Source organism: Methanoculleus sp. (genome assembly GCF_030019085.1).
Classification (GTDB): Archaea; Halobacteriota; Methanomicrobia; order Methanomicrobiales; family Methanoculleaceae; genus Methanoculleus.
In genome coordinates, this window is record NZ_JASEFJ010000005.1 from 77,160 (window position 1) to 98,859 (window position 21,700).

Here is a 21,700-nt window from a genome sequence, read left to right on the forward strand (position 1 = left end):
AGGGGATAAGTGAGCCAGAATGAGGCTTTTGATGAAATTTGGCGGCACCTCTGTCGGGGAAGCGGCATGTATCCAGCGGGTCGCAGATATAGTTGAATCACATCATGCGGCAGGAGATGAGGTTGCGGTAGTAGTGTCAGCATGCTCCGGTATCACCGACCGGATCATCGCGGCTGCCGATGAGGCAGCTACGAGCAGTGAAGCGCCAGCGATCGATGAATTCATCTCAGCGATGCGGGAGCGCCATATCAGGCTCCTGGAGGCAACAGCCCCGGAATACACCATTGAAGTGACGGGGATAATCGACGACCTGCTGTTCCGGTTACAGAACATACTCACCGCGGTGCATACCCTGAAGGAACTGACTCCTCGCTCTCGTGATTACATCATCTCCTTCGGGGAAAGACTCTCCGCCCCTATTTTGAGCGCTGCTATCAGGCAGCGTGGCATACCTTCAGTCGTTCTTGACGGCGCTGAAGCCGGGATCGTCACGACTGCAAACCACGGTGATGCCCGTGCTCTCCCGGTGAGCGAGGAGAGGATCCGGGCCCGGGTCGTCCCCCTGCTCGGAGAGGGCGTTCCTGTTATCATGGGGTTCATGGGGGCAACGGAGCAGGGTGTTATCACCACACTGGGTCGGAGCGGTTCCGACTACTCGGCCGCCATCATCGGCGCCGGTATCGATGCTGACGAGATCTGGATCTGGACAGACGTCGACGGCGTGATGACCTCTGACCCCCGTATCATCCAGGACGCACGGGTGCTCGACGAGATCTCTTACCTGGAGGTGATGGAGCTCTCCTACTTCGGTGCAAAGGTGCTCCACCCCCGCTCAATCGAACCCGCGATGCAGAAGGATATCTCGATCCGGGTCAAGAACTCTTTCAGGCCAGAACTCCCCGGCACCCTTATCCGCCGGGACAGGCATCAGGAGAAGCGGGTGGTCAAGGCCATAGCCCTGATCGAGAAGGTGGCCCTGATCAATGTCAACGGTGCCCAGATGATCGGCCGTCCCGGGGTTGCAAAGATGATCTTTGGAGCGCTCGCGGATCGGGAGGTGAACATCATGATGATCTCGCAGGGCTCAAGCGAGGCAAACATATCCCTCATCATCGATGAGTCGCACCTCGACGCCGCTCTCGCTGCCCTTACCCCCATCGTGAAGCAGGGGATCGTGCGCGAGGTCACTCATGACCGTGATGTGGTTGCACTGGCGGTTGTGGGTGCCGGGATGGCCGGATCCCCCGGAACAGGTGGGCGGATCTTCTCCGCGCTCGGCCGTGCCGGGATCAACGTAATGATGATCTCGCAGGGCTCAAGTGAGGTGAACGTCTCCTTCGTTGTGAAGGCCTGGGATGGCAAGCACGCCCTCCGGGTGCTGCACGACGAGTTCCGCCTATCAAAAAACTCGGATGAGACTGAGGATGTCCCTGTACCGTCCCCTCAGGTACAAAATGGAGGCTTCGGAGATGCCAGAACATACCTACCGTGATGCCGGTGTCGACATAGACCTTGAGGCCCGGGCGGTGAGGGCGCTGATCGATAAACTCACCTACCGCAGAACCGGTGCGTTCTCAATGCTGGGGGAGGTCGGGCATTTTGCCGGGCTGATCGACTGCGGGCCATACGTCCTTGCACTCGCGGTAGACGGTGTCGGTACCAAAATGCTCGTCGCTGATGCGCTGCAGGACTGGCGGACGGTAGGGATCGACTGTGTCGCGATGAACGTGAACGATCTCTATGTGATGAACCTCGAGCCCGTTGCGTTCGTGGATTACATCGCGACCGACTCACTTTCGCCGGAGAAGATGGCCCAGATCGGTGAGGGATTGAACGAGGGTGCCCGCCAGGCTAACATGAACATAGTCGGCGGCGAGACCGCTACTCTCAGGGGCCTTGTGAGAGGCCTGGATCTTGCCGGGACAGGTCTTGGCGTCCAGAAGAAGGGGAAGGTCATAACCGGGGAGGCGATCGTTCCCGGCGACGTGATAGTCGGCGTCCCCTCAAGCGGTATTCACAGCAACGGCCTGACCCTCGCCCGGAAGATCGTGGATGAATGTGCCTCCTATGATACCCGTCTCCCGAACGGTAAGACCCTGGGTGAGGACCTCCTGACCCCTACCAGGATCTACGCCGGGGTGCTCAAGGTGACGGAGGGCTGCACCATCCACGGGATGTGTCACATCACAGGGGGTGGTCTCCTGAACCTGAAACGGCTCTCAAAGTATGGTTTCTCGATCACGAACCCTCTTGAGCCCCCTCTCATATTCGAGTGGTTGCAGGAGGCCGGTGGTATCGGGACGGTCGAGATCTATCGGACGTTCAACATGGGTATGGGCTACGCTTTCATCGCCCCTGCCGGGAGCGTGGCCACTATCCAGTCTATATTCCCCGATGCCCGGGTGGTCGGCGAGGTGACGGAGGAACCGGGTGTGCGGTTGAAGGGCGTGGAGATCAGGTGATTGGTATCTCTCTTATTTGAGGGATATCAGGGGGGATGGTTGCCCGCAGTTCTCCAACTTCTAATCAGGCCACCGCAACCAGACGGTAGAAAAAACCGCCACTCCTTTCGGATAAAGCATCTGTGACCTTTGCGTCACCGGATCGGCCGGGTTTGGAAAAAAGGTCAGGTCTCCCCTTCTTCGAGGAGAACCTTCTTGGCCTTATCGCTGACGAGCATGCTGTTTCCAGCCGGATCCTCCAGGATGACGGTGAACGGGAATGCCGCATCCCGTGCGGCTGTGAGTGTCTCCTTTACCCTGAGCGCGGCCTCTTGCTCGTCCTCGCTCTCCGGGCTTGCCAGGATCGCCTCCACCGCCTGTTCAAATCGTGAGAGAACACCTTCGATGTTTGTGACGAACCCTTCGCAGGCGGTACCGGGCTCGATCGTAAGGCCGAGTTCCGGGATTCTGATAGTTCCTGTCGTGCTCCTGACTACCCGTATGGATAGATCTTCGGGCCCCTCCACCTGCACCGTCCAGCGGACGGGGTCACCCTCCCCCAGTATGATGGTGTCCGTATGCCGGTAGCCGCAGGCCTCGCACGCGATCGAGACCAGTAGCAGGTCAGGGAAATGCGGAATCTCCAGACGGTGATGGGTAATCTGGATCTCACCTCCGCAGGCGGGACAGGTTCCAGAGTATGATTCCCGCACTCAGATGCCACCGCCGATCTTCTCGCGTGAGATCTTGACCGACATCGGTGTGATGATGACGTACTTCTGTTCGCCGAGGCCGACAATGTCGCCGTTAACGTCCTTTGCCACGTCGCGCAGGTCTTTTATGACCCGTTCAAACGTTACCTTGTCCATCTTCAATCGCCCCATATCGACGATGACGATGTTTCCATTGTAGACCTCGTCCTTAACGCGGGGTGTGTCCTTGAGGTCAGATATGGTGGCGATCTTGACGTACATCGATGCCGGCTCGTCTTCACTCGATACCTCGTAGGCGGCGAGATCGAGTTCCATATAGTCCTCCTCACTCCGTGCCGGGCTTTTACCGAGGATGCTGTCGAAGATATTTTTAACCATAGAAAAAATTGAGGAATGAGTTTTATTTAATAGTATCCATTATTATCGCTCTCAGACCTCAAGATTCCAGAGATCGTCACCGACGTGGTGGATGTTTTTAACAGATTTACCCTTCTCCTTTTTTTCCATATCCGCTGCATCAAAGAGCGCAATCCCCACAGCAAGCGGTTTGGAGTGCCTTTCATCGACGACCTGAACCGGGTGCCCTGCACGGACGTCAGAGGTGACCGAGACTATCCCCGGGCGCATGATATCCGCGCCGTTAACGATAAACCTGACCGCGCCGGAATCGACCACCACCCTCCGCTCGGGTATCGGCCGCTCGACGAGCCCCCGAAGGCTCGGAAAGGCCCAGTCTGCCGTGCCCATAAGGAGCGGTTTTCTCTCGACCAGGTAGATCTCGAATGGAAAATCGGTTTCAACCCGCTCGATCCGTTCAGACCTGAAGAGGTCGGCGGATGCCCCGATCTCCTCGCCGAGGTGCTTCATAAGTTCGGCTACCTGTGACTTCCGGATGACATGACGTTTCTTTACGGTGATCTGTGGCATCTTTCGGGACCTCATGCTGGGTGCAACCAGTGCGGTTATATTTAAGTAGGTTCCTCACTCAAATATATTACTCCAGAATGGACGGCAAAGGGTAATCATATGACGCCAAGACCGTTGGATATTTTAGATCAGGTACTGAATCGTCAGCCCGTCATCATCAGCCTAAAAGGTGGAAGAGAGATCCGGGGGATCCTCCAGGGATACGATGTTCACATGAATCTGGTACTGGACAGGGCAGAAGAAGAAGTGGACGGTGTGACGCAGAAACTCGGCACGCTGATCGTCCGCGGTGATAATGTGATCTACATTACCCCATCAATCGAATAAACCTGGTGAGTGAGAATGTCAAAAGGCACACCTTCAATGGGCAAGAGGCAGAAACACACCCACATCGCCTGCAGGCGGTGCGGCAAGATCTCGTTCCACGCGCGTCACAAGGTCTGTTCGGCCTGTGGTTTCGGCAGGAGCCGGAAGATCCGGAGTTATAGATGGACTGAGAAGAAACCAAAGGTACCAACGCACTAGAGTTGTATCATGTGTGGTATCGTTGGCATCGTCGATGCTGGCGGTGTCTCATTTCAGTTGTATTATGCCCTCTACGCTCTCCAGCACCGTGGGCAGGAGAGCGCCGGGATCTCTACTTTTGAAGGCACAACCCTCTACACGCATAAGGCGCAGGGACTTGTCGCCGAGGTCTTCAACAGGCATACCCTGCAGGAACTGCGGGGGAACGCTGGAATCGGGCACGTTCGATACCCTACAACCGGGTCGAAGATCCCCGAGAACGTCCAGCCCTTTAACTTCAAGTACCGCGGACTGACTCTCTCGATCGCCCATAACGGTAATCTGGTCAATACGACCGAACTCCGGGATGATTACGAGCGTCGGGGACAGATCTTCTGCACCACCACCGATACCGAGATAATCGGTAGCATCATAGCCGACGCACTCCGGGCGTCAAAGAGCATGGAGGATGCCGTCCTGCTATGCATGCGCCGGTTGCGCGGGTCTTACGCCACGGTTGCGCTCCTTAATGATACCATCTACGCTTTTCGCGACCCACTCGGGATCAAACCGCTTTGTATCGGTAAACTTGACCAGGGCTACATCGTTGCATCGGAGAGCGTGGCGATCGACGCACTGGATGGCACTTTCATCCGCGACGTGTGCCCTGGCGAACTCGTCCGCATCGATGAGTCAGGACTATCTTCTACCCAGATCGCTACCGCGAACCGTAAGGCACACTGCATCTTCGAGTACATCTACTTTGCCCGCGCCGACTCGGTGATGGACGGCAAACTGGTCTACGATGTCAGGCGCCAGATCGGACAAAAACTCTACGAAGCAAGACCAACTGATGCGGATCTGGTATCTCCTGTTCCTGATTCAGGGACGGCCTATGCCGCCGGTTACGCAGAAAGATCAGGGATCCCATTCCTTGAGGGGTTGATGAAGAACCGTTATATGGGCAGGACTTTCATCATGCCGACTCAAAAGCAGCGGGATCGAGCAGTCAGGATCAAGCTCAATACCGTCCGTGGTAACCTCAAGGACAAACGTGTGATCCTCGTTGATGACAGCGTCGTCCGCGGGACAACCTCCAGATGGATTGTGAACATGATCCGTGAGGCGGGGGCAGAGGAGGTTCATCTCCGCGTTGGTTCCCCGCCTATAATTGCTCCCTGCTATCTCGGGGTGGATATGCCCACCCGTGCAGAACTGATCGCAAGCGGCAGGGAGGTGGATGCGGTTCGTGAGAGCGTTGGCGCGGCATCACTCGTATACATCCCGCTAGAGGAACTGGTGGAGGCGACAGGGTTTGGGGAGCAGGACCTCTGTACCGGTTGCCTGACCGGGTGTTACCCCGTGGAGATTGATGGGGAGAAGAACTCTCGCTGCGTCGTGAGTTATAGGGGCGGGACACTTCAGTCGGATCTCTCGACATTCGGTTCAGGAAAGGAAGAGGCGTAGGTCTCTCATCCCTCTCTAACCGTACTCTCCTTGAAACAGTGCGACAGAAATCTCCCTTTTGGGGCCGGTTTAGGTGAAAGAATGCCGGAATAAAAAAACTTTTTGAAACGCAGGAGAACCGATCATAGCGAGGGATGGATTTGAACCATCGGTCTACGGGTTATGAGCCCGTCGGGATTTCCTGACTACCCCACCTCGCTTCGTCCCTGTGGGATATACACATTCGTTCTCGGCTGTTATATACCTTTTGCAGGCCTGCCTCTCCGTTACGCACGCAGTGCATGGCCAATCATTTATAGGTAGTGAAGGCATAAATTCGCTGTATGGTAGGAGAGAGACCGCTTGACGATGAACTTCAGCGCCTGCGGGAAGAGCGCCTCCGGAAGATGGAGGAGCGGTTCACCGGCAGGTCTGGTGGTGTCATTGAGATTACCGATGCGACCTTTGGAGAGGTTCTCCGTAAACATCCCCGTCTTGTAATCGATGTCTGGGCAGAATGGTGCGGTCCCTGCCGGATGGTGGCGCCGGTGATCGAGGACCTCTCACACGATTTAGCTGGCAGGATAACCTTCGGGAAGTGCAATGTCGACGAAAACCCGCTCATTGCGTCCAGTTTCGGCATAACTGCGATACCGACGTTGCTCTTCTTTGCTAATGGGAAACTTGTTGACCGTGTGGTCGGCGCTCTACCTAAAGAGGCTATTAAAGCACGCGTTATGCGTGCGTTCGGTTCCGATTAGACGATCCCGGCACGCCGGTTTCGTAGTCGCTCCGATAGCCGTGCGGCCATGATGAAGTCGTTCCTGGAGAGTCCGCCGATGGCGTGGGTGTACCAGGTGACCTCAACATACCTCCCCTCCTGGATGCTGAGATCAGGGAAGTGGTTCTCCCGCGCGGCAAATTCAGCGACCCTGTTCAGGAATGCCAGGGCCTCAACAAACCCCTTGAATCCAAATCGGGCGGTGAGGCGCCCCTCCTTGAGTGACCAGCCCCTCACCTCGGGCAGGAGTTCGGTGATCTCCCGCCGGGTCAGCGGTGCCGTGTTCGCGACATCCGGCCTGATCGCCTCAGACGAAAGATCCATGCTCTTTATTCTCCCAACTTGATTGTTTCTGGTGGTTCTACAACGGGATCGTTCCTGTTGGGTCGATCAACCTCACCGAAGTCTCTTTATCAGGTAAGCCACGTTCTCGGCGAATCGCCGCACCGTTCTCATCCCCTCTTCATCGGCCAGCGCCTCGCCCGGCGCTTCCCCGAAGACCATGTTCCAGTATGTTGAACCGGGCACGATCATGTCGTTGATCAGGTAAAACATCAACAGTTCCTGGAGCGTTGCGGTATGCCCGCCGCGCCTGGCCACAGCGATAGGTCCGCCGACCTTCCGCGAGAGGAAGGAGTCCGAGGCCATCGAGACCATCCCTATCCGTTGAAGGGCTGCTGTGACGTCACCGCGGGCGGTGCCGAAATAGACGGGGGCACCCACGATGAAGCCGTCGGCCTCCCTGATCTCTTCGATGATCTCGTTTAAGTCATCGTCGAGAGCACATTCCCCCTCCGTGCAGAGGCCGCATGCGGTGCAGGAAAGGATCTGTTTGTCTGCAAGGGTAATGATCCTGGTCTTTAGCCCCTCGCGTTCGAGTAGATTTGCGCACTCGCTGAGCACGAGTTCGGTGTTTCCCCTCCGTCTGGGACTCCCGCAGAGCAACACAACTTTTCCGGTTGACATCTTCAGACCTCGACCAGATGGTATGCCCCGTCTCCGAGGCCGATTCGGGTGGCGTAGGCGATCTGGTATCGACCCTCTGTATAGTCCCGGACACCTTTAAACTTGTCTTCACCCGGGGCCAGATTCCTCTCAAGCAGTGTATGCAAAAACCCCTGCTGGCTGTCTATGAGATCGAGGCTCGCATGGTCGATCGATACCGGGTCTGTGGAGGCCAGGATCCCGATATCGGGGACAATAGGTGCGTCGCTCCAGGGAACACAGTCACAATCCGGCGTGATGTTGAGGAGGAAGTTGATGTAGCCAGTCCTCCCTGGTCTGCTACAGACGGCGCCGAGAGCGTACTCGCAAAGCCGTTCGATGAACGGCAGGACCTCTGTCATCCAGTCAAACTCGATCGCTCCCTCGGGGCAGGCCCGCATGCAGTCGCCGCAACCGACGCAGTGCTCACGGTTGAGATGTGCCACCCCCTCAGAGAGGTCAATCGCTGACTGCGGGCAGACCTTCGTGCAACTCCCACAACCGATGCACCGTTCGATATCTACGCAGGGTCTGGCGGCGTGTTGCGCAGCTTTTCCTGACGGCGGGGCGCACCCCATGGCAAGGTTCTTGATCGCACCCCCAAACCCGGCAAGGTCATGGCCTTTTACGTGGGAGAGGGCGATCATACTGTCTGCGTCAAGGACGTTTCCGGCAATCCTGACAGATTTGAAGTGCTTTCCTTTGACTGGAACCTCCCTCCAGTATCCACCACGGAGGCCGTCGGCGATGATCACCGGCGCGGAGGTGATGGCGTAGTCAAAACCGTGCTCGATGGCGGTGACGGTGTGCCTGACTGCGTCGGCCCTGCTTCCAGCGTAGAGTGTGGCGGTATCTGTGATGAAGGGCTGCGCACCTCGCTCTTTTACCTTATCGACCACCTGCCTGATGAAGAGCGGGTTCAGGTAGGTGTCGCAACCACGCTCTCCGAAATGCAGTTTGATGGCCGTAAGGTCATCATGCCTGACCACACGGTCAAACCCGGCCGCATCGAAGAGATGGCGTATCTTCTCGATCTTGCTCTCCCCGGGACTTCGTGCCCTGAGGTTTGCGAAATAGACGTCTGCCATTCGTTATCGACTCCTGCGTCTCTCCGGGTAAGTTCTGGAGAGGCCGGGGATAAGCGTTGTGTCTTGTCGAGAACGGGAGTCTCAGGGGGCCTCCTGCTGCGAGGGTGTGAATGGGTGTGATCAGCGGCATCATTACGCTGCAGCTGACGGTGGTTCCACTAACCCTGGAAGGCGAATCGAGACGACCTGATTGCGGAGTAACTTTTATCACAAATATTATGCAGCATTAGTTCGATAAAGGTCATTTCAGATTGAGATCAGCGGTGGATGGCCTGGATTCGTGAGCTCGGTCTTAGCGGGTGGATAAGATCACCCAGTTCCGATCAGAGGCAGGATTAGGGTTTTCTGGATAATTGGTAGGTGGTGTTGCGAGGGTGGGGGGGCGTTATGGAAGCGAAAGGAAGGCGAGAGCGGTGAATATACTTGTGGTGGAGGATAGCAGGACGCAGGCCGAGTTTCTCCGCCAGATCCTTGAGACTGCGGGCTACAACGTCATGGTGGCGGGCAACGGTGCCGAGGCGATAAAGCAGGTGGAGACCGCGAGACCGGATGTTGTTCTGACCGACATCCTGATGCCGGGGATTGATGGTTACGAACTCTGTCGTCGTATAAAGCAGCAGAACCCGGATCTCCCTGTCATAATGGTCACCGTCCTATTTGACCCTGCTGACGTGCTGAAAGGACTTGCGGCCGGTGCTGACAGTTTTATCGTCAAGCCTCCGAGCCCGGAACATGTTTGCTCCCAGATCGAGGGCGTAATGAGGGTGCAGGGGATGACCGGTGCCCGGGAGGGTGCTGAAGAACTGGAAATAACTTTCAACGGCAATACCTACACCATCAAAGCTGGGAAAATCCAGATCTTAAATACCCTTCTTTCAACCTACACGATCGCGGTGGCGAAGAACGCTGAGCTCCACAAGGTACAGGCGCAGTTGAGATCTTTAAACGATCGACTCCGCCTGGCCGTCGATGAGGTCTCGAAGAGCAATGAGGATCTCGCTGAGGAGAACCTGAACCGCCGACGTGCTGAGAAGGCGCTCGCTGAGGCCAGCAGGAAACTCCAGCTTATGGCGAGCATCACCCGCCACGACCTCTTAAACCAGTTATCGGTGCTCTGGGGGCATCTCGACCTTGCGCTGGAACTGCGTGAGACAGACCAGGCGAACGCCTGGCGCCACGTTGAGAACGCCGTTGAGATGGTGAAACGGATCAACAACACTCTCCAGTTCACGGCCGAGTACCAGAAGGTTGGGACAGTGGCTCCCGCCTGGCAGGAGATCCGGTCTCTTGTGGAGGCTGCGGTCAGTTACGTCCCGCTTGGCACGGTCACCCTTGAGAACAAAATCCCGCCAGGGGTGGAGGTCTTCGCCGACCCCCTCATAGAGAAGGTCTTTACAAACCTGATCGATAACGCGCTGCGCCACGGGGAGAAGGTCACCAGGATCTCTTTTAGCCTGAAACGGGGGGAAGATTCCTGTATCATCGTCTGCGAGGACGATGGTGTTGGTGTTCCGGTCGATGAGAAGGAGAAGATTTTCTCCTACGCCTACGGCAAAAACACCGGTCTTGGCCTCTTCCTCTCGCGTGAGATCCTTGGCATAACCGGGATAACTATCAGGGAGACCGGGAACCCGGGGGTAGGGGCGCGGTTTGAGATACTCTGCCCCCCAGACATGATCCACGCACCGCTGTCGCGGACAGGGTGAGCGTTGTCTCTCGATCCGCGAATATCACAACCGCGTTTAACGCGGGAAAGCGCCTGAAACAGGCAATAACGCCACTCTCTACGTGCGGTAACCGGAGGGCATCACATCACCAATCTGAGATGTAAACTTGCCACCTTTTGCCGGTAGTGCGCGCGGGGACTTGCAGCCCGGCTTTCCTCCCACTTCGAGGGAGCGGGCCCCGCATGGCGATTGTTCCATACAAGCCTTATCCAGGAGGATGAGATTTCAGGAAATTTTCTCGTCGGGAACCTGATGATGCGGATCCCTTTGGCTCCGGGCGGGGGGATGGAATGTCACGCCTGCCCACATCCTGTCTCTCGCGTGTTACCCGGCGACCCTCTCTCATCGACCAGGGCCTCCCCGGGCCGTTCCTGGAGCGACTTATCAAACCAGGGCACAGCCTGACGTTACTGGTTTGAGTGTCTCCACACCAGTCCCCCCTTCTCCGGCGTATGCGTGGTTTCCGGTCACCTGTATCCAAAAGTTCTTTGGCATTCGCGTTTCCATGACCTGCTCACTGTCTTTTGGGCGACGTGTAGGCGAAACGGTTGATGGGCGGTGCATCTGCATTATATACAATCCGCTCAGATATGTACATGCAGCGTTTCTACCTGCATGAGACATCCAATGGATTATAACAGAGGAAACAGAAATTTTGGCGGTCCCAGGAACTTTGGCGGGCCCCGTGAAATGACGAAAGCCACTTGCTCGGATTGCGGGAAGGAGTGCGAAGTTCCCTTCAAGCCGACCGAAGGAAGACCTGTGTACTGTCGGGACTGTCTCCCGAAACACAGGAAGCCCCGGTTCTAAACCGGCTCCACTCCTTTTTCATAAGAACATCCTTCCCGGATCGCCGTAACCGCGTCGCTCTATGGTATATGGCGGGCCCACGCCCCTGCTGAAAAAGATATTCTCAGGCGCGCCCGGCTTTGAGGATCCGGATCGCGAGAAGGGCGGCGTTCTCACCGTTGTCCACGCCGACGCAGGCCACAGGGACGCCTTTTGGCATCTGGACGATCGAGAAGAGGGCATCAAGACCCAGTAGTTTTCCGCTCACGGGTACTCCGACCACCGGGTGATCGGTCTTTGATGCTATCACACCAGGCAGGGCAGCCGAGAGTCCGGCGATAGCGATGAAGACCCTGGCGGTGCTCGCCTTCAGGTATTCATCAAGCCTCTGGGGGTCACGGTGGGCCGAGATCACCTCGTAGTCGTAGGAGACACCGTTTTCCTTCAGGGTTGAGATCACCTTCTCCGCTACGGGAGCATCCGAAGCAGAACCGCAGATAACCGCAACATCAACCATCTCTCTCCATTATACTCTTCCATCCATTTCTCTCTGTCGATACCGCCAGTGTGGTGAGTTTGATATGAAACCACATCCAAGTTCCTTGCAGGAACAGCTTCTGTCCAGAACGAGACAATACGGACTGATATCTCATGGAACAAGAACCACTCCTTATGATCCCCGGGCCGGTGCCCGTCCCGCAGCGGGTACGCGCCGCAATGACGCGGCAGGCCATCAACCACCGCGGCCCCGAGTTCGGGGCGGCGTATGCGGATACTGTCCGCGTGTTAAAGAACCTCTTTGGCACCGCAAACGACCTCTACATCATCAGCGGTTCTGGAACCGCCGCGATGGAAGCTGGTGTTGCAAACTTTGCGCGGGATAGAAAGATAGTCTCGCTTGTCAACGGTAAGTTCGGTGACCGTTTCGCAAAGATCGGGCAGCGTTACAGCACCGTGACCACTCTCGAGTCAGAATGGGGGACGCCGCTAGACCTCACGGCCCTCGAGGGGGAGCTTGAGGCCGGTGCTGAGGTTGTTACGATGGTTCACAACGAGACGAGCGCCGGGATCAAGAATCCCGCCCCCGAGGTTGGCAGACTCGCCCGGAAACACGACGCCCTCTTTATCATGGATGGCATAACCTCCATCGGTGGCGATGACGTCAGGATGGATGAATGGGGTATTGACATCGCGGTTGTAGGGTCGCAGAAATGTTTAGCTGCCCCGGCGGGTCTTGCCGCCATCGCCGTGAGCGACCGCGCGTGGGAACGCATCTCGGATAAGAGACCGTTCTATCTGGATATGGCGGCCTATCGCAAGAGCGGGAAGGCCACCCCCATGGAGACCCCCTACACCCCGGCCGTCCCGCTATTCCTTGCGCTCGCTGAGGCATGTAAGATGATAGAGGAGGAAGGTATCCCTGCACGTATTGCCCGCCACCGCCGGATGGCCGACGCCGTCCGTGCCGCGGCAAGGTGCTGGGGCGTCGAGCTCTTCCCGAAGATAGACGAACACCACGCCTACTCTAACACCGCCACCGCTCTCCGGGTCCCTGAAGGCGTCACGGACAGAGATCTCCGGGGCACGGTCAAGAAGTTCGGCATTGAGATCGCCGGGGGCCAGGATCATCTCAAGGGCAAGATCTTCCGTATAGGCACCATGGGCGGTGTCGGGGCACAGGAGATCCTTGCAACCCTTGCTGCCGTTCAGTTTGCCCTCCGAAAATCAGGGTTTGAGGCAGGTGATGGGGTGGAAGCGGCTGCCGGGGTGCTGCTCGGATGAAGATCGGGATCGCCGATACCACGTTTGCCCGGGTGGATATGGGCGGCATCGCCATAGAAGAGATCCGGAAACACGCAAGCGTCGGGATTGAGCGATACGTCGTCCCCGGGATCAAGGACCTGCCGGTGGCCTGCAAGAAACTGATCGAGGAGCGTGGGTGCGACCTGGTGATGGCGCTTGGGATGCCCGGCAGTGCGGAGAAGGACAGGGTCTGTGCTCACGAGGCCTCCCAGGGTCTCATTCTATGCCAGCTGTTGACGAACAAACACATCATCGAGGTCTTCGTCCATGAGGACGAGGCAAAAGACGCAAAGGAACTTGCATGGCTGATGGAGCAGCGGACGAGAGAGCATGCAGTGAACGCCGTCCGGCTTGCTCTCCGCCCGAAAGAACTCGAGAAACTTGCCGGGACCGGTCAGCGACAGGGGTTTGAGGATGTTGGGCCAGCACGTCCATGATGGAAAAGAGGAGTTATCACGAACCGGTGCTAAAACACTAAAGCAGGAAGATTGAGATGACAGTAAAACTTGGATTTGTCGTCGCGGAGTTCAACCGTGACATCACCTATATGATGGAGATCGAGGCCAGAGAGCATGCAAGATTCCTTGAGGCAGAGGTCATGGATACGATCTACGTCCCTGGTGCCTATGACATGCCGCTTGCGATCAAGAAGTTGCTCAAGCGCAGCGATATCGACGCGGTCGTCACCATCGGTTGTGTCATCGAGGGCGCCACCCAGCACGACGAGATCGTTGTCCAGCATGCGGCGCGAAAGATCATTGACCTCTCTCTCGAGTTCGATAAACCTGTCTCCCTTGGCATCTCCGGGCCGGGGATGACCCGTATGGAAGCAACCGAGCGGATCGATTATGCAAAGCGCGCCGTTGAGTCGGCCGTGAAGATGGTCCAGCGATTGGCATGAGGAGCCTATCGGAGAAGATTGCGGGTATAGCTCCCTCTGCAACGATCGAGATATCGAACGCCGCAAAGCGGATGGCCGCGGAGGGTATCGACGTCATCAGCCTCTCGATCGGGGAACCGGACTTTGATACCCCGGAACACATCAAGGAGGCCTGTATCGATGCCCTCCGTCGTGGCGAGACCCACTACGCCCCGAGCACCGGTATCCCTGAGTTGACGGCCGCGATAGCCAGGAAAATCTCCGCCGAGAACGGTTTTTCCGCATCTCAGGACGAGGTGCTGGTAACCTGTGGGGCAAAAGATGCCATCCACCAGGCGATGGAGGCCGTGCTGAACCCCGAGGATGAGGTGCTCATACTGGACCCCTCCTGGGTCTCCTATGAGCCCTGCGCAAGGCTTGCTGGCGCCAGCGTCCGGCACCACGCGCTTGACAGCGTGGCCTTCCAGGTCGACGACACGCTCCTTGAGGCTGTCGGTCCCCGGACAAAGATGATCGTTGTCAACTCCCCCTCTAACCCTTCGGGCGCGGTTCTTGACGCAGACTCGCTCAGGCTCGTCGCCGATATCTGCAGTGATCATGACCTCTATGCGCTCTCCGATGAGATCTACGAGAAACTGGTCTACGGAAAGGAGCACATATCTCTCGCCTCCCTTCCTGGTATGACGGAGCGGACGATCACGGTCAACGGGTTCTCGAAGGCCTACGCGATGACCGGCTGGCGGATAGGCTACGCGGTCGCCCCCAGGCCGATCATCCGGCAGATGGAGAAGGTGCAGCAGCACACCGTATCGCATCCAACAACGTTTGCGATGTACGGCGCCCTCGCTGCCCTCCAGGGCAGTCAGGACTGCGTGGAGACGATGCGCCGCGAGTTTGAGCGCCGGCGAGATTACATTGTGCCGGCGCTGCAGGACATTGGCTATACAACTGCCCCCGCGGATGGGGCGTTCTATGCCTACATCAATGTGGGCGGCGACGATATGGCGGTCGCCCGGTCGTGGCTTCAGGACGCGCACCTGGCCGTCACCCCCGGCACCGCGTTTGGCACACCTGGCTGGATCAGACTCTCCTACGCGACCTCGATGGAGAACCTCAAGGAAGCGGTTGCGCGGATCGTGCGGATCTAATGTTCCCACCTCTCTTTCTGTGGGTTCTTATTCAAGGAGACTTCGCAGTGGATCAATCTGCGATCGTTTGACTGAGAAGTCCCGGAATCGGTTGCCGGGGCGCCCTCCCCACAGGGTAGCACATGTTAACCCCGCTGCAACCGCTGCAACCTCATGTAGCATTTGGCCGCCTCGACAGGTTGGTCCAGGTTGACAAGAGCCGCTGCCTTACCTTTGAGCGCTTCGGTGTCGTCAGGGTTCACCTCCAGAACCCTGTCGTAACACTCGATTGCCTCCTCGTAGCGTTCCATGAGCACGAGAGCGTTACCCTTCGTTTTCCAGACCGCGAGTCTTGTGGGATCGATCTCCAGCGCGTGGGAGCAGCAGGTGGCCGCCTCACTGTAGCGTCCAAGGATGAAGAGCGCGAGGGCCTTGTTGTACCAGGCGTCAGCGTTCTGGGGGTGGGCCCGCAGTTCCCTGTCGTAGCAGACAAGCGCTTTGTCGTAGTGTGAGAGGACGGAGAGAACGCTCGCTTTGTTGTTCCAGACCCTGAGGTTATCGGGTTCAATCTCCAGGGCACGCTCGTAGCAGATGAGCGCCTCCTCGTAACGTTCGAGGTGATATAGGGCGTTGCCGTAGTTGTTCCAGGCGATGACGTTCTTTGGGTCATTCTCGACCACGGTGCGGTAGCACTCTATCGCTGACTCATAGTCCCCCATGGCGTAGTAACTCTCGCCGCGGTAGTATTCGGCTTCCAGATGATCGGGTTTGAGTTTGAGAGCCTGGTCGAAACACTCTATTGCATCCTCGTGGCGTTTCAGGAGAACGTAGACCATTCCTTTCTGGTACCAGATCTCCGCATCGATGGCATTCTCCCTGATCGCCCGGTCAAAGCAGGCAAGTGCAAGGTCGTAGCGTTTCAGGTTTTTAAGGACGATGGCCTTGCGGTACCAGATCCCGGCGAAATCGGGGTTGATCCTGAAAGTGCGTTCGAAACTCTCGAGCGCCTCCTCATAGCGCTCCAGGTTCTGGAGCGCCAGACCACGGTTATGCCAGGCCTCGGCGTCATCTGGCCTGATGGCGAGTGCGCGGTCAAAGGAGGCGACTGCCCCTTCGTAGCGATGGAGGGCTGCAAGTGTGCAGCCCCGGGCATACCAGGCGTCCGCGTGTCCGGGACTGGCGGCAACAGCCCGGTCAAAAGAGACGAGTGCGTCTTCGTAACGGGAGAGGAGGATCTGGACCGCCCCCTTTGCATACCAGGCGTTTACGTTTCCCGGATCGAGCGTGAGGACGCGGTCATAGCACTCTATCGCGGCATCGTAGCGGCGTTCGGAAGCAAGCGCGGTTCCACGGGCGAGCCAGGCATCAACACGGTCGGGTTCGATCTTTAAGACGCGGTCATAGCACTCCATTGCATCGAGTGCTCGGCCGATCCTTCGCAGGGCGTGGCCGCGGATGAGCCAGGCGTCTGTGCAGTCAGGTGCGAGCTCCACCGCCTGACCGGCGGAACCTGCCGCCTCCCCGTACTTCCCGAGGTTGTACATCGCCTGTCCCCTGGCTTGCCAGAACCTGGCGCAGGTCGGATCGATCCTGATGGCATGGTCGAAACACTCTACTGCTTCCCGGTGTCGCCCGGCTGCAGCCAGAGCAAGTCCCTTGTAGTACCAGAGGATGGAACTCTCGCCGTCATGACGGATCGCTTTATCGTAGCACGAGACCGCCAGGTCATACTGCCCCTGCCTGGCGTATGCGCGCCCCTTCCTGCACCAGGCCTTGGCACTCTTCCAGGGAAGCTCCATCCTGCTAATGGATATCGATCACCCCTTGAAAAGGATTTCGATAGAATACGTTTGATCTCCATCTCCGGAAAGATGGGATCCGTTCCCCAGGCCGGAATCGAACCTGAGACATCCAGCAGATCGTTTGGCAACGTATACATGTTCCTTCAACCAGATCAAGGTACAGAAAAACCCCGATCTGGCAGGATGAGCATGAGAAAGAGGATGCGTGAGACCCCCAACCACGATCGCCCGCGAGAAAAACTGGCAAGTCGTGGGCCGCAGGCGCTCAGCGACGCCGAACTGATCGCCCTCCTTCTCGGGCGTGGCACAAAAGGGCGGGATGTCTGGCAGGTTGCAGCCGATGTCAAGAATTACCTGAAGGGCGTCGGTGGTGCTCCGTCCTACAGCGACCTTCTGGAGATAGAGGGTATAGGTTGCGCGAAGGCCTGTGAGATTATGGCCTGTTTCGAACTCGGGCGCCGTTATCTCGTGGACGATGGCGTTGCCGGGCAGCGTGTCCTTTCTCCTGAGGATGTCCTCCCTATGGTTGCGGAGTGGCGGAGCAAAAAGCAGGAGTACTTCATCTGTATCACCCTCAACGGTGCCGGTGAGGTTATCGAGCGCCGGGTCATCACCGTTGGAATCCTGAACCAGAGCCTGGTCCACCCCCGGGAGGTGTTTGCCGATGCGATCACCGACCGTGCGGCTTCCGTCATCCTGGTCCACAACCACCCGTCAGGCAGCCTTGAGCCCTCCACGCAGGATCTCGGGATCACCCGGCAGCTCGTCGAGGCCGGGTCGATCCTGGGTATCCGGGTGCTCGATCATATTATTGTCACAAAGAATGGGTATGCGAGTTTGAAGGAACTCGGTCACCTGTAGCGTCACCGGGGCGGAAACGTTATGTTTTTTTTACATGGTGTTATATGCATATATCGCTTGAAGCGATGACGTCTGGTAGCATCCCCCTTAAAACCCGCAAACGTCTGGGTCCCCAACGGCGAAACCGGGGATGATGGTGATCGCGGCACCAGGTTCTCGAAAAAAGTTTATCGCTTTACTTTGACCAGAAGTATACAGGTGTAGTTTTCATGGAAACAGGGTTTCTTCAGGTGCTTCTCAATCCGGCGCGGTTTTTTGAAGCCCGCATACGGGATGAGCCGAGCCTTAAGGTACCGGCGCTTATAGCGCTGATATGCGGGCTGATTGGTGCGGTATCGGCCTTAATTATGGCAGATGTAACTACTGCCATGCTCCCCGCCGAGATGGGGGGGTTGGGCACGCTCATGGTAGTCTTTTCAACCGCCGTCGCCTTTGTCGGTGGGTTCCTTGCCTGGATCATCTACGGTTTTATCTTTCACATCATCTCTATGGTATTCAAGGGTCAGGGATCGCTCAATCGAACGCTGGAGGTCACGGGTTATGGTCTGATACCCCAGGTCTTTGGTGGCATTATAGGATCTATCTTTTCATACTACCTCCTCTCGGGCCTGACAGTCCCGGCCATGAGCAGCGCTGAAGAGATTGCGGCGTTCTCCGAGTACCTGGTGACCGTCCTTACAACTGACCCGCTGGCGCAGGTTGCAGGTATCGTGAGCATCCTCTTCCTGATCTGGAGTGCAAACATCTGGATATTCGGCATGAAATACGCAAGGAACCTCTCAACGAGAGATGCGACCCTCACCGTAGGGATACCGGTGGGCATCTATGTCATCTACCTGATCATAACCCTTATCGGATGGCTGTAAAGATGAAAGATCTAAAATTTCTCGTACTGGCGCTCTGTGCTGCACTGGCGCTCGTCTCACCGATCACTGCCGCCCCTGCGGATATCACCGTCGTCTCTTCCTCTCTCGATCCACAGGTCATGATGAGCGGGGATACAGGGACGCTCACGATCGTTATCCAGAACAACGGTGCCGAACCGGTCGCAATCCAGAGCGCCAGGCTCTACGGCAAAGGTGTTGTGCCAACAACGGATCCATACCTCTCGGTAGGGGAGATCGGTGGCGGGAACACCAAGACGTTCACCTTCACCATCCGGGCGGACGGTGGAGAGGGGACTTTTTATCCCACTTTTGTCCTTGACTTCCGTGAAGGGGGCAGTTTACGCCATCCGGTCGCTATCCAGGTCGAGGACACCCCGCTCAGCATATCCATGGTTGAAAAGCCGGATGCCTTTTCCGAAGGCCGGACGGCCGGGATAACTGTCATGGTCGGCAACCCTCGACCGAACGCCGCCTCCGGTGTCCAGGTGGTTCCGGAGGGGACGGGTTTTTCCGTCACCCCCACGACCGGTTTTATCGGGGGACTGGAGCCTGATGCGTCCGGGAGCGTTACATTCAACCTGGCGCCGGAGACGGAGACGGACGTCACGTTCAGGGTGGTCTGGCGCAATGGGATAAACACCCACACAACGGATCTGGTGCTGCCGGTCACGTTTGGCGAGGACAAGAAACGGGCCAACCCCGTCATCACCAACGTTGAGGTCACACCCATCACCGGCGGTTACCGGATCGTGGGGGATGTCATGAACGCGGGACTTGAGTCTGCGCGGTCGGTGATGATCACCCCGGGTTCGCCCGCGGTCCCGATCGACCCGTTCCGGGTCTATGTTGTCGGGACGCTCGATCCCGATGACATCTCCTCGTTTGAAGTGACGTTCCGGGCTGATGCCGGCGTGGACGAGGTTCCGCTTTTCGTCGAGTACCGGGACGACGATGGAAACCTCTACACCAGCACGACACCTGTGGGGCTTGGCAGCACAGTGATGACGCCGGTTAAGGAGGGGGGGAGCGGCGGTTTCCCTGTTCTAGGGGTTGTGCTCGTCATCCTGATCGCGCTTGGTGTTGCAGGGGCAATCTACCACTCCTGGAAGCGGACGTAACGAGGATGCCGGTCATAAGTTTCGAGAACGTCACCAAGGTCTATCCCCTCCCGGCGGGTGACGTTGTGGCGCTTGACGGTGTCGATATCGCCATTGATGAGGGTGAGTTTGTCCTGATCATGGGGCCGTCGGGGTCGGGGAAGTCGACCCTCTTAAACATCATGGGGTCGCTCGACGTCCCGACCTCGGGCGAGGTCACCATCGCCGGGAGAAAGATCAGTGGGATGGACGACGACGACCTGACGCTGTTGCGGCGTGACCATATCGGTTTCGTCTTTCAGCAGTTCAATCTGATCCCGCTGCTCTCGGTTGTGGAAAACGTCGAGTACCCGCTTATCCTGAAAGGACGGCAGAACATTGCCAGGAACCGGGCAAAAGAAGTTCTGATGGCGGTCGGGATCGCAGAGACCCACTTCAGTCACAAGCCCGGCGAACTCTCAGGAGGGCAGCAGCAGCGTGTGGCGATCGCCCGCGCTCTCGTGAACGACCCGGACTTCCTCCTCTGCGACGAACCGACCGGGAACCTTGACTCAAAGACCGGAACTGCAATCATGGATCTCCTCTCCCGCATGAACCGCGACGAGGGTAAGACGATCGTCATGGTCACTCATGACATCAGGATGACCGAGTATGCCGATCGCACTATACAACTCGAGGACGGGAGGGTGGTGGTATGACCTTCTTTGATCTCGCCGTCAGGAACATCAAGCGTCACTGGCTCAGGTCGTCGCTTGCGGTAATAGGGATCGTCATCGGCGTCATCGCTATCGCCACCCTGGGTATCATGGGTAACAGCATCGGTCTGATGTTCAGCGACATGGTCACCGATGTCGGTGACACCCTGATCGTCTCGCCGGCGGCAGGGGTTGGCGGCGGGAAACTCACCGACCGGCAGGTGACAGATATCAGGAGGGCGGTTGGGTCAAACGTGGTCATACCCTTCTCGACCACCGCCGATAAGGTCTCTGTGGGTGAAAAAGAGAGTGTGGTGATGATCTATGCTATCCCTGCCGAAGATATCCCTCTCCTCCTAGAGAAAGAATCTGGGAATTACCCCCGTGATACCGGCGGCGGATGCATGATCGGAAGCCAGGTTGCCGCAAACAGCCGGGATAACGGCCTGAAACTTGGTGCCAGGGCAAGTATTGGCGGCGATACCCTCCGTGTTGTAGGGGTGCTCAAAGAGCGGGGGCTCGGGTTTGATATCAACCCCGATTATGCCATCATTGTGCCCTATTCCTGGTACTCGAACCACTACGATGAGGACGACTACGACCAGGTGATCGTTAAGGTCCGGGACGTCAACGACCTGGATGCGGTCAAGGCGGCAATCGAACAGAAGATGAACCGTCGGGAGGAAGTCGTCAACGTCATGGATACACGGGGTATCCTGGAGAGTATTTTTGCGGCTACCGACGCTATCACGGTCTTTTTAGCCGGGATCGGCGCGGTCTCGCTCGTTGTCGCCGGTGTCTCTATCCTTAACGTGATGCTGATGTCGGTCACCGAGCGGACGAAGGAGATCGGTATACTGCGGAGCATCGGTACCCGGCGAAAGGAGGTGATGCGGATGTTCATCTACGAGGCGCTCATCCTGGGGCTTGTTGGCGCCGCCATAGGTGGGGTGCTCAGTTTCTGCGCCGGGTATGTGACGACGGCAGTCTTTGTCGGAAACCCCGATTACCTCTTCCATCCCAAAAGCCTCCTCTACATTCTCTTTGGGATGGCGTTCGGGGTCTTCACAAGCGTGGCCTCCGGTCTCTATCCGGCCTGGAAGGCGGCGCAACTAAACCCGATCGAAGCGCTGCGCTACGAGTGATTA

The 21,700-nt window shown here is 57.4% G+C and carries 25 protein-coding genes and 1 tRNA gene; 17 read left to right on the forward strand and 9 right to left on the reverse strand.

Translation table 11 applies throughout. The features are described from left to right. Positions 1-31: 31 nt before the first annotated feature. Positions 32-1,492 (forward strand): aspartate kinase, encoded by a 1,461-nt coding sequence (locus tag QMC91_RS04065; RefSeq protein ID WP_300235695.1) that lies wholly within the window; start codon positions 32-34, stop codon positions 1,490-1,492. Then, positions 1,470-2,462: a phosphoribosylformylglycinamidine cyclo-ligase gene (gene purM, locus QMC91_RS04070; RefSeq protein WP_300235698.1), complete on the forward strand. Its 993-nt coding sequence runs from the start codon at positions 1,470-1,472 to the stop codon at positions 2,460-2,462. The genes QMC91_RS04065 and purM overlap by 23 nt, the downstream gene beginning before the upstream one ends. Positions 2,463-2,626: 164 nt before the next feature. On the opposite strand, the gene QMC91_RS04075 is transcribed toward purM, so the two are convergent. The 3 genes from QMC91_RS04075 to QMC91_RS04085 are packed head-to-tail and all read right to left on the reverse strand — an operon-like array spanning position 2,627 to position 4,081. After that, complete coding sequence (locus tag QMC91_RS04075) at positions 2,627-3,154, reverse strand: ZPR1 zinc finger domain-containing protein (RefSeq protein WP_300235701.1); 528 nt, start codon at positions 3,152-3,154, stop codon at positions 2,627-2,629. Then, positions 3,155-3,532, reverse strand: a complete 378-nt coding sequence (gene sepF / locus QMC91_RS04080) for a cell division protein SepF (RefSeq protein WP_300235704.1) — start codon at positions 3,530-3,532, stop codon at positions 3,155-3,157. 51 nt (positions 3,533-3,583) lie between these two features. Continuing rightward, entirely contained in the window at positions 3,584-4,081 is a 498-nt protein-coding gene (locus tag QMC91_RS04085; protein WP_300235811.1) for an RNA-binding protein, read from the reverse strand. 99 nt (positions 4,082-4,180) lie between these two features. Between QMC91_RS04085 and QMC91_RS04090 the strand changes: the two genes are divergently transcribed. Genes QMC91_RS04090 through purF form a run of 3 tightly spaced genes read left to right on the forward strand, consistent with a single transcriptional unit; the run spans position 4,181 to position 6,052 of the window. After that, the gene (locus QMC91_RS04090) at positions 4,181-4,408 is read left to right on the forward strand and encodes an LSM domain-containing protein (RefSeq protein ID WP_214022823.1); all 228 of its coding nucleotides are present in this window, start codon (positions 4,181-4,183) and stop codon (positions 4,406-4,408) included. Between the two features lie 15 nt (positions 4,409-4,423). After that, a complete protein-coding gene (locus QMC91_RS04095) occupies positions 4,424-4,606 on the forward strand; it encodes a 50S ribosomal protein L37e (protein ID WP_214022822.1) in 183 nt (60 codons plus the stop codon). 9 nt (positions 4,607-4,615) lie between these two features. After that, positions 4,616-6,052, forward strand: coding sequence for an amidophosphoribosyltransferase (purF, locus tag QMC91_RS04100; RefSeq protein ID WP_300235710.1), 1,437 nt, complete (start codon positions 4,616-4,618; stop codon positions 6,050-6,052). 125 nt (positions 6,053-6,177) lie between these two features. Here the strand turns inward: purF and QMC91_RS04105 are convergent. Continuing rightward, a tRNA-Met gene (locus tag QMC91_RS04105) sits at positions 6,178-6,252 on the reverse strand. Positions 6,253-6,375: 123 nt separating this feature from the next. Here QMC91_RS04105 and trxA point away from each other — a divergent pair. After that, entirely contained in the window at positions 6,376-6,792 is a 417-nt protein-coding gene (gene trxA, locus QMC91_RS04110) for a thioredoxin (protein ID WP_300235713.1), read from the forward strand. On the opposite strand, the gene QMC91_RS04115 is transcribed toward trxA, so the two are convergent. The 3 genes from QMC91_RS04115 to QMC91_RS04125 all read right to left on the reverse strand — a co-directional run bounded on the left by QMC91_RS04115 (position 6,789) and on the right by QMC91_RS04125 (position 8,884). Next, positions 6,789-7,136: a 4a-hydroxytetrahydrobiopterin dehydratase gene (locus QMC91_RS04115; protein WP_300235716.1), complete on the reverse strand. Its 348-nt coding sequence runs from the start codon at positions 7,134-7,136 to the stop codon at positions 6,789-6,791. The genes trxA and QMC91_RS04115 overlap by 4 nt on opposite strands. Before the next feature lie 72 nt (positions 7,137-7,208). Further along, positions 7,209-7,778 (reverse strand): flavodoxin family protein, encoded by a 570-nt coding sequence (locus QMC91_RS04120; RefSeq protein WP_300235719.1) that lies wholly within the window; start codon positions 7,776-7,778, stop codon positions 7,209-7,211. A 2-nt stretch (positions 7,779-7,780) separates the two neighbouring features. Then, entirely contained in the window at positions 7,781-8,884 is a 1,104-nt protein-coding gene (locus tag QMC91_RS04125; protein ID WP_300235722.1) for a DUF362 domain-containing protein, read from the reverse strand. Positions 8,885-9,297: 413 nt separating this feature from the next. Between QMC91_RS04125 and QMC91_RS04130 the strand changes: the two genes are divergently transcribed. Both QMC91_RS04130 and QMC91_RS04135 read left to right on the forward strand, forming a co-directional pair. Beyond that, positions 9,298-10,590: a response regulator gene (locus QMC91_RS04130; protein ID WP_300235725.1), complete on the forward strand. Its 1,293-nt coding sequence runs from the start codon at positions 9,298-9,300 to the stop codon at positions 10,588-10,590. 636 nt (positions 10,591-11,226) lie between these two features. Then, positions 11,227-11,421 carry a CxxC-x17-CxxC domain-containing protein gene (locus QMC91_RS04135; protein WP_300235728.1) on the forward strand — a complete coding sequence of 65 codons (195 nt, stop codon included), beginning with the start codon at positions 11,227-11,229 and terminating at the stop codon, positions 11,419-11,421. Positions 11,422-11,524: 103 nt separating this feature from the next. Here QMC91_RS04135 and purE read toward each other — a convergent pair whose 3' ends face one another. After that, positions 11,525-11,917: a 5-(carboxyamino)imidazole ribonucleotide mutase gene (gene purE / locus QMC91_RS04140; RefSeq protein ID WP_300235731.1), complete on the reverse strand. Its 393-nt coding sequence runs from the start codon at positions 11,915-11,917 to the stop codon at positions 11,525-11,527. A 134-nt stretch (positions 11,918-12,051) separates the two neighbouring features. Between purE and QMC91_RS04145 the strand changes: the two genes are divergently transcribed. Genes QMC91_RS04145 through QMC91_RS04160 form a run of 4 tightly spaced genes read left to right on the forward strand, consistent with a single transcriptional unit; the run spans position 12,052 to position 15,231 of the window. Beyond that, positions 12,052-13,182, forward strand: coding sequence for an alanine--glyoxylate aminotransferase family protein (locus QMC91_RS04145; protein ID WP_300235734.1), 1,131 nt, complete (start codon positions 12,052-12,054; stop codon positions 13,180-13,182). Further along, positions 13,179-13,640 (forward strand): riboflavin synthase, encoded by a 462-nt coding sequence (ribC, locus tag QMC91_RS04150; protein ID WP_300235737.1) that lies wholly within the window; start codon positions 13,179-13,181, stop codon positions 13,638-13,640. The genes QMC91_RS04145 and ribC overlap by 4 nt, the downstream gene beginning before the upstream one ends. Before the next feature lie 56 nt (positions 13,641-13,696). Further along, the gene (ribH, locus tag QMC91_RS04155; RefSeq protein WP_300235740.1) at positions 13,697-14,104 is read left to right on the forward strand and encodes a 6,7-dimethyl-8-ribityllumazine synthase; all 408 of its coding nucleotides are present in this window, start codon (positions 13,697-13,699) and stop codon (positions 14,102-14,104) included. Beyond that, positions 14,101-15,231, forward strand: coding sequence for a pyridoxal phosphate-dependent aminotransferase (locus tag QMC91_RS04160; protein WP_300235743.1), 1,131 nt, complete (start codon positions 14,101-14,103; stop codon positions 15,229-15,231). Before ribH ends, QMC91_RS04160 begins: the two co-directional genes overlap by 4 nt. Positions 15,232-15,356: 125 nt before the next feature. Here QMC91_RS04160 and QMC91_RS04165 read toward each other — a convergent pair whose 3' ends face one another. Then, positions 15,357-17,009: a tetratricopeptide repeat protein gene (locus tag QMC91_RS04165; RefSeq protein ID WP_300235746.1), complete on the reverse strand. Its 1,653-nt coding sequence runs from the start codon at positions 17,007-17,009 to the stop codon at positions 15,357-15,359. A 192-nt stretch (positions 17,010-17,201) separates the two neighbouring features. Between QMC91_RS04165 and radC the strand changes: the two genes are divergently transcribed. The 5 genes from radC (at position 17,202) to QMC91_RS04190 (ending at position 21,697) form a co-directional block, all read left to right on the forward strand. After that, positions 17,202-17,873, forward strand: a complete 672-nt coding sequence (gene radC / locus QMC91_RS04170; RefSeq protein WP_300235750.1) for a DNA repair protein RadC — start codon at positions 17,202-17,204, stop codon at positions 17,871-17,873. 209 nt (positions 17,874-18,082) lie between these two features. After that, positions 18,083-18,739 carry a Yip1 family protein gene (locus QMC91_RS04175; RefSeq protein WP_300235752.1) on the forward strand — a complete coding sequence of 219 codons (657 nt, stop codon included), beginning with the start codon at positions 18,083-18,085 and terminating at the stop codon, positions 18,737-18,739. A gap of 2 nt (positions 18,740-18,741) precedes the next feature. Beyond that, a complete protein-coding gene (locus QMC91_RS04180; protein WP_300235755.1) occupies positions 18,742-19,878 on the forward strand; it encodes a hypothetical protein in 1,137 nt (378 codons plus the stop codon). Positions 19,879-19,883: 5 nt separating this feature from the next. Further along, positions 19,884-20,555, forward strand: coding sequence for an ABC transporter ATP-binding protein (locus QMC91_RS04185; RefSeq protein ID WP_300235758.1), 672 nt, complete (start codon positions 19,884-19,886; stop codon positions 20,553-20,555). Next, complete coding sequence (locus tag QMC91_RS04190) at positions 20,552-21,697, forward strand: ABC transporter permease (protein WP_300235760.1); 1,146 nt, start codon at positions 20,552-20,554, stop codon at positions 21,695-21,697. The genes QMC91_RS04185 and QMC91_RS04190 overlap by 4 nt, the downstream gene beginning before the upstream one ends. Positions 21,698-21,700: the final 3 nt, after the last annotated feature.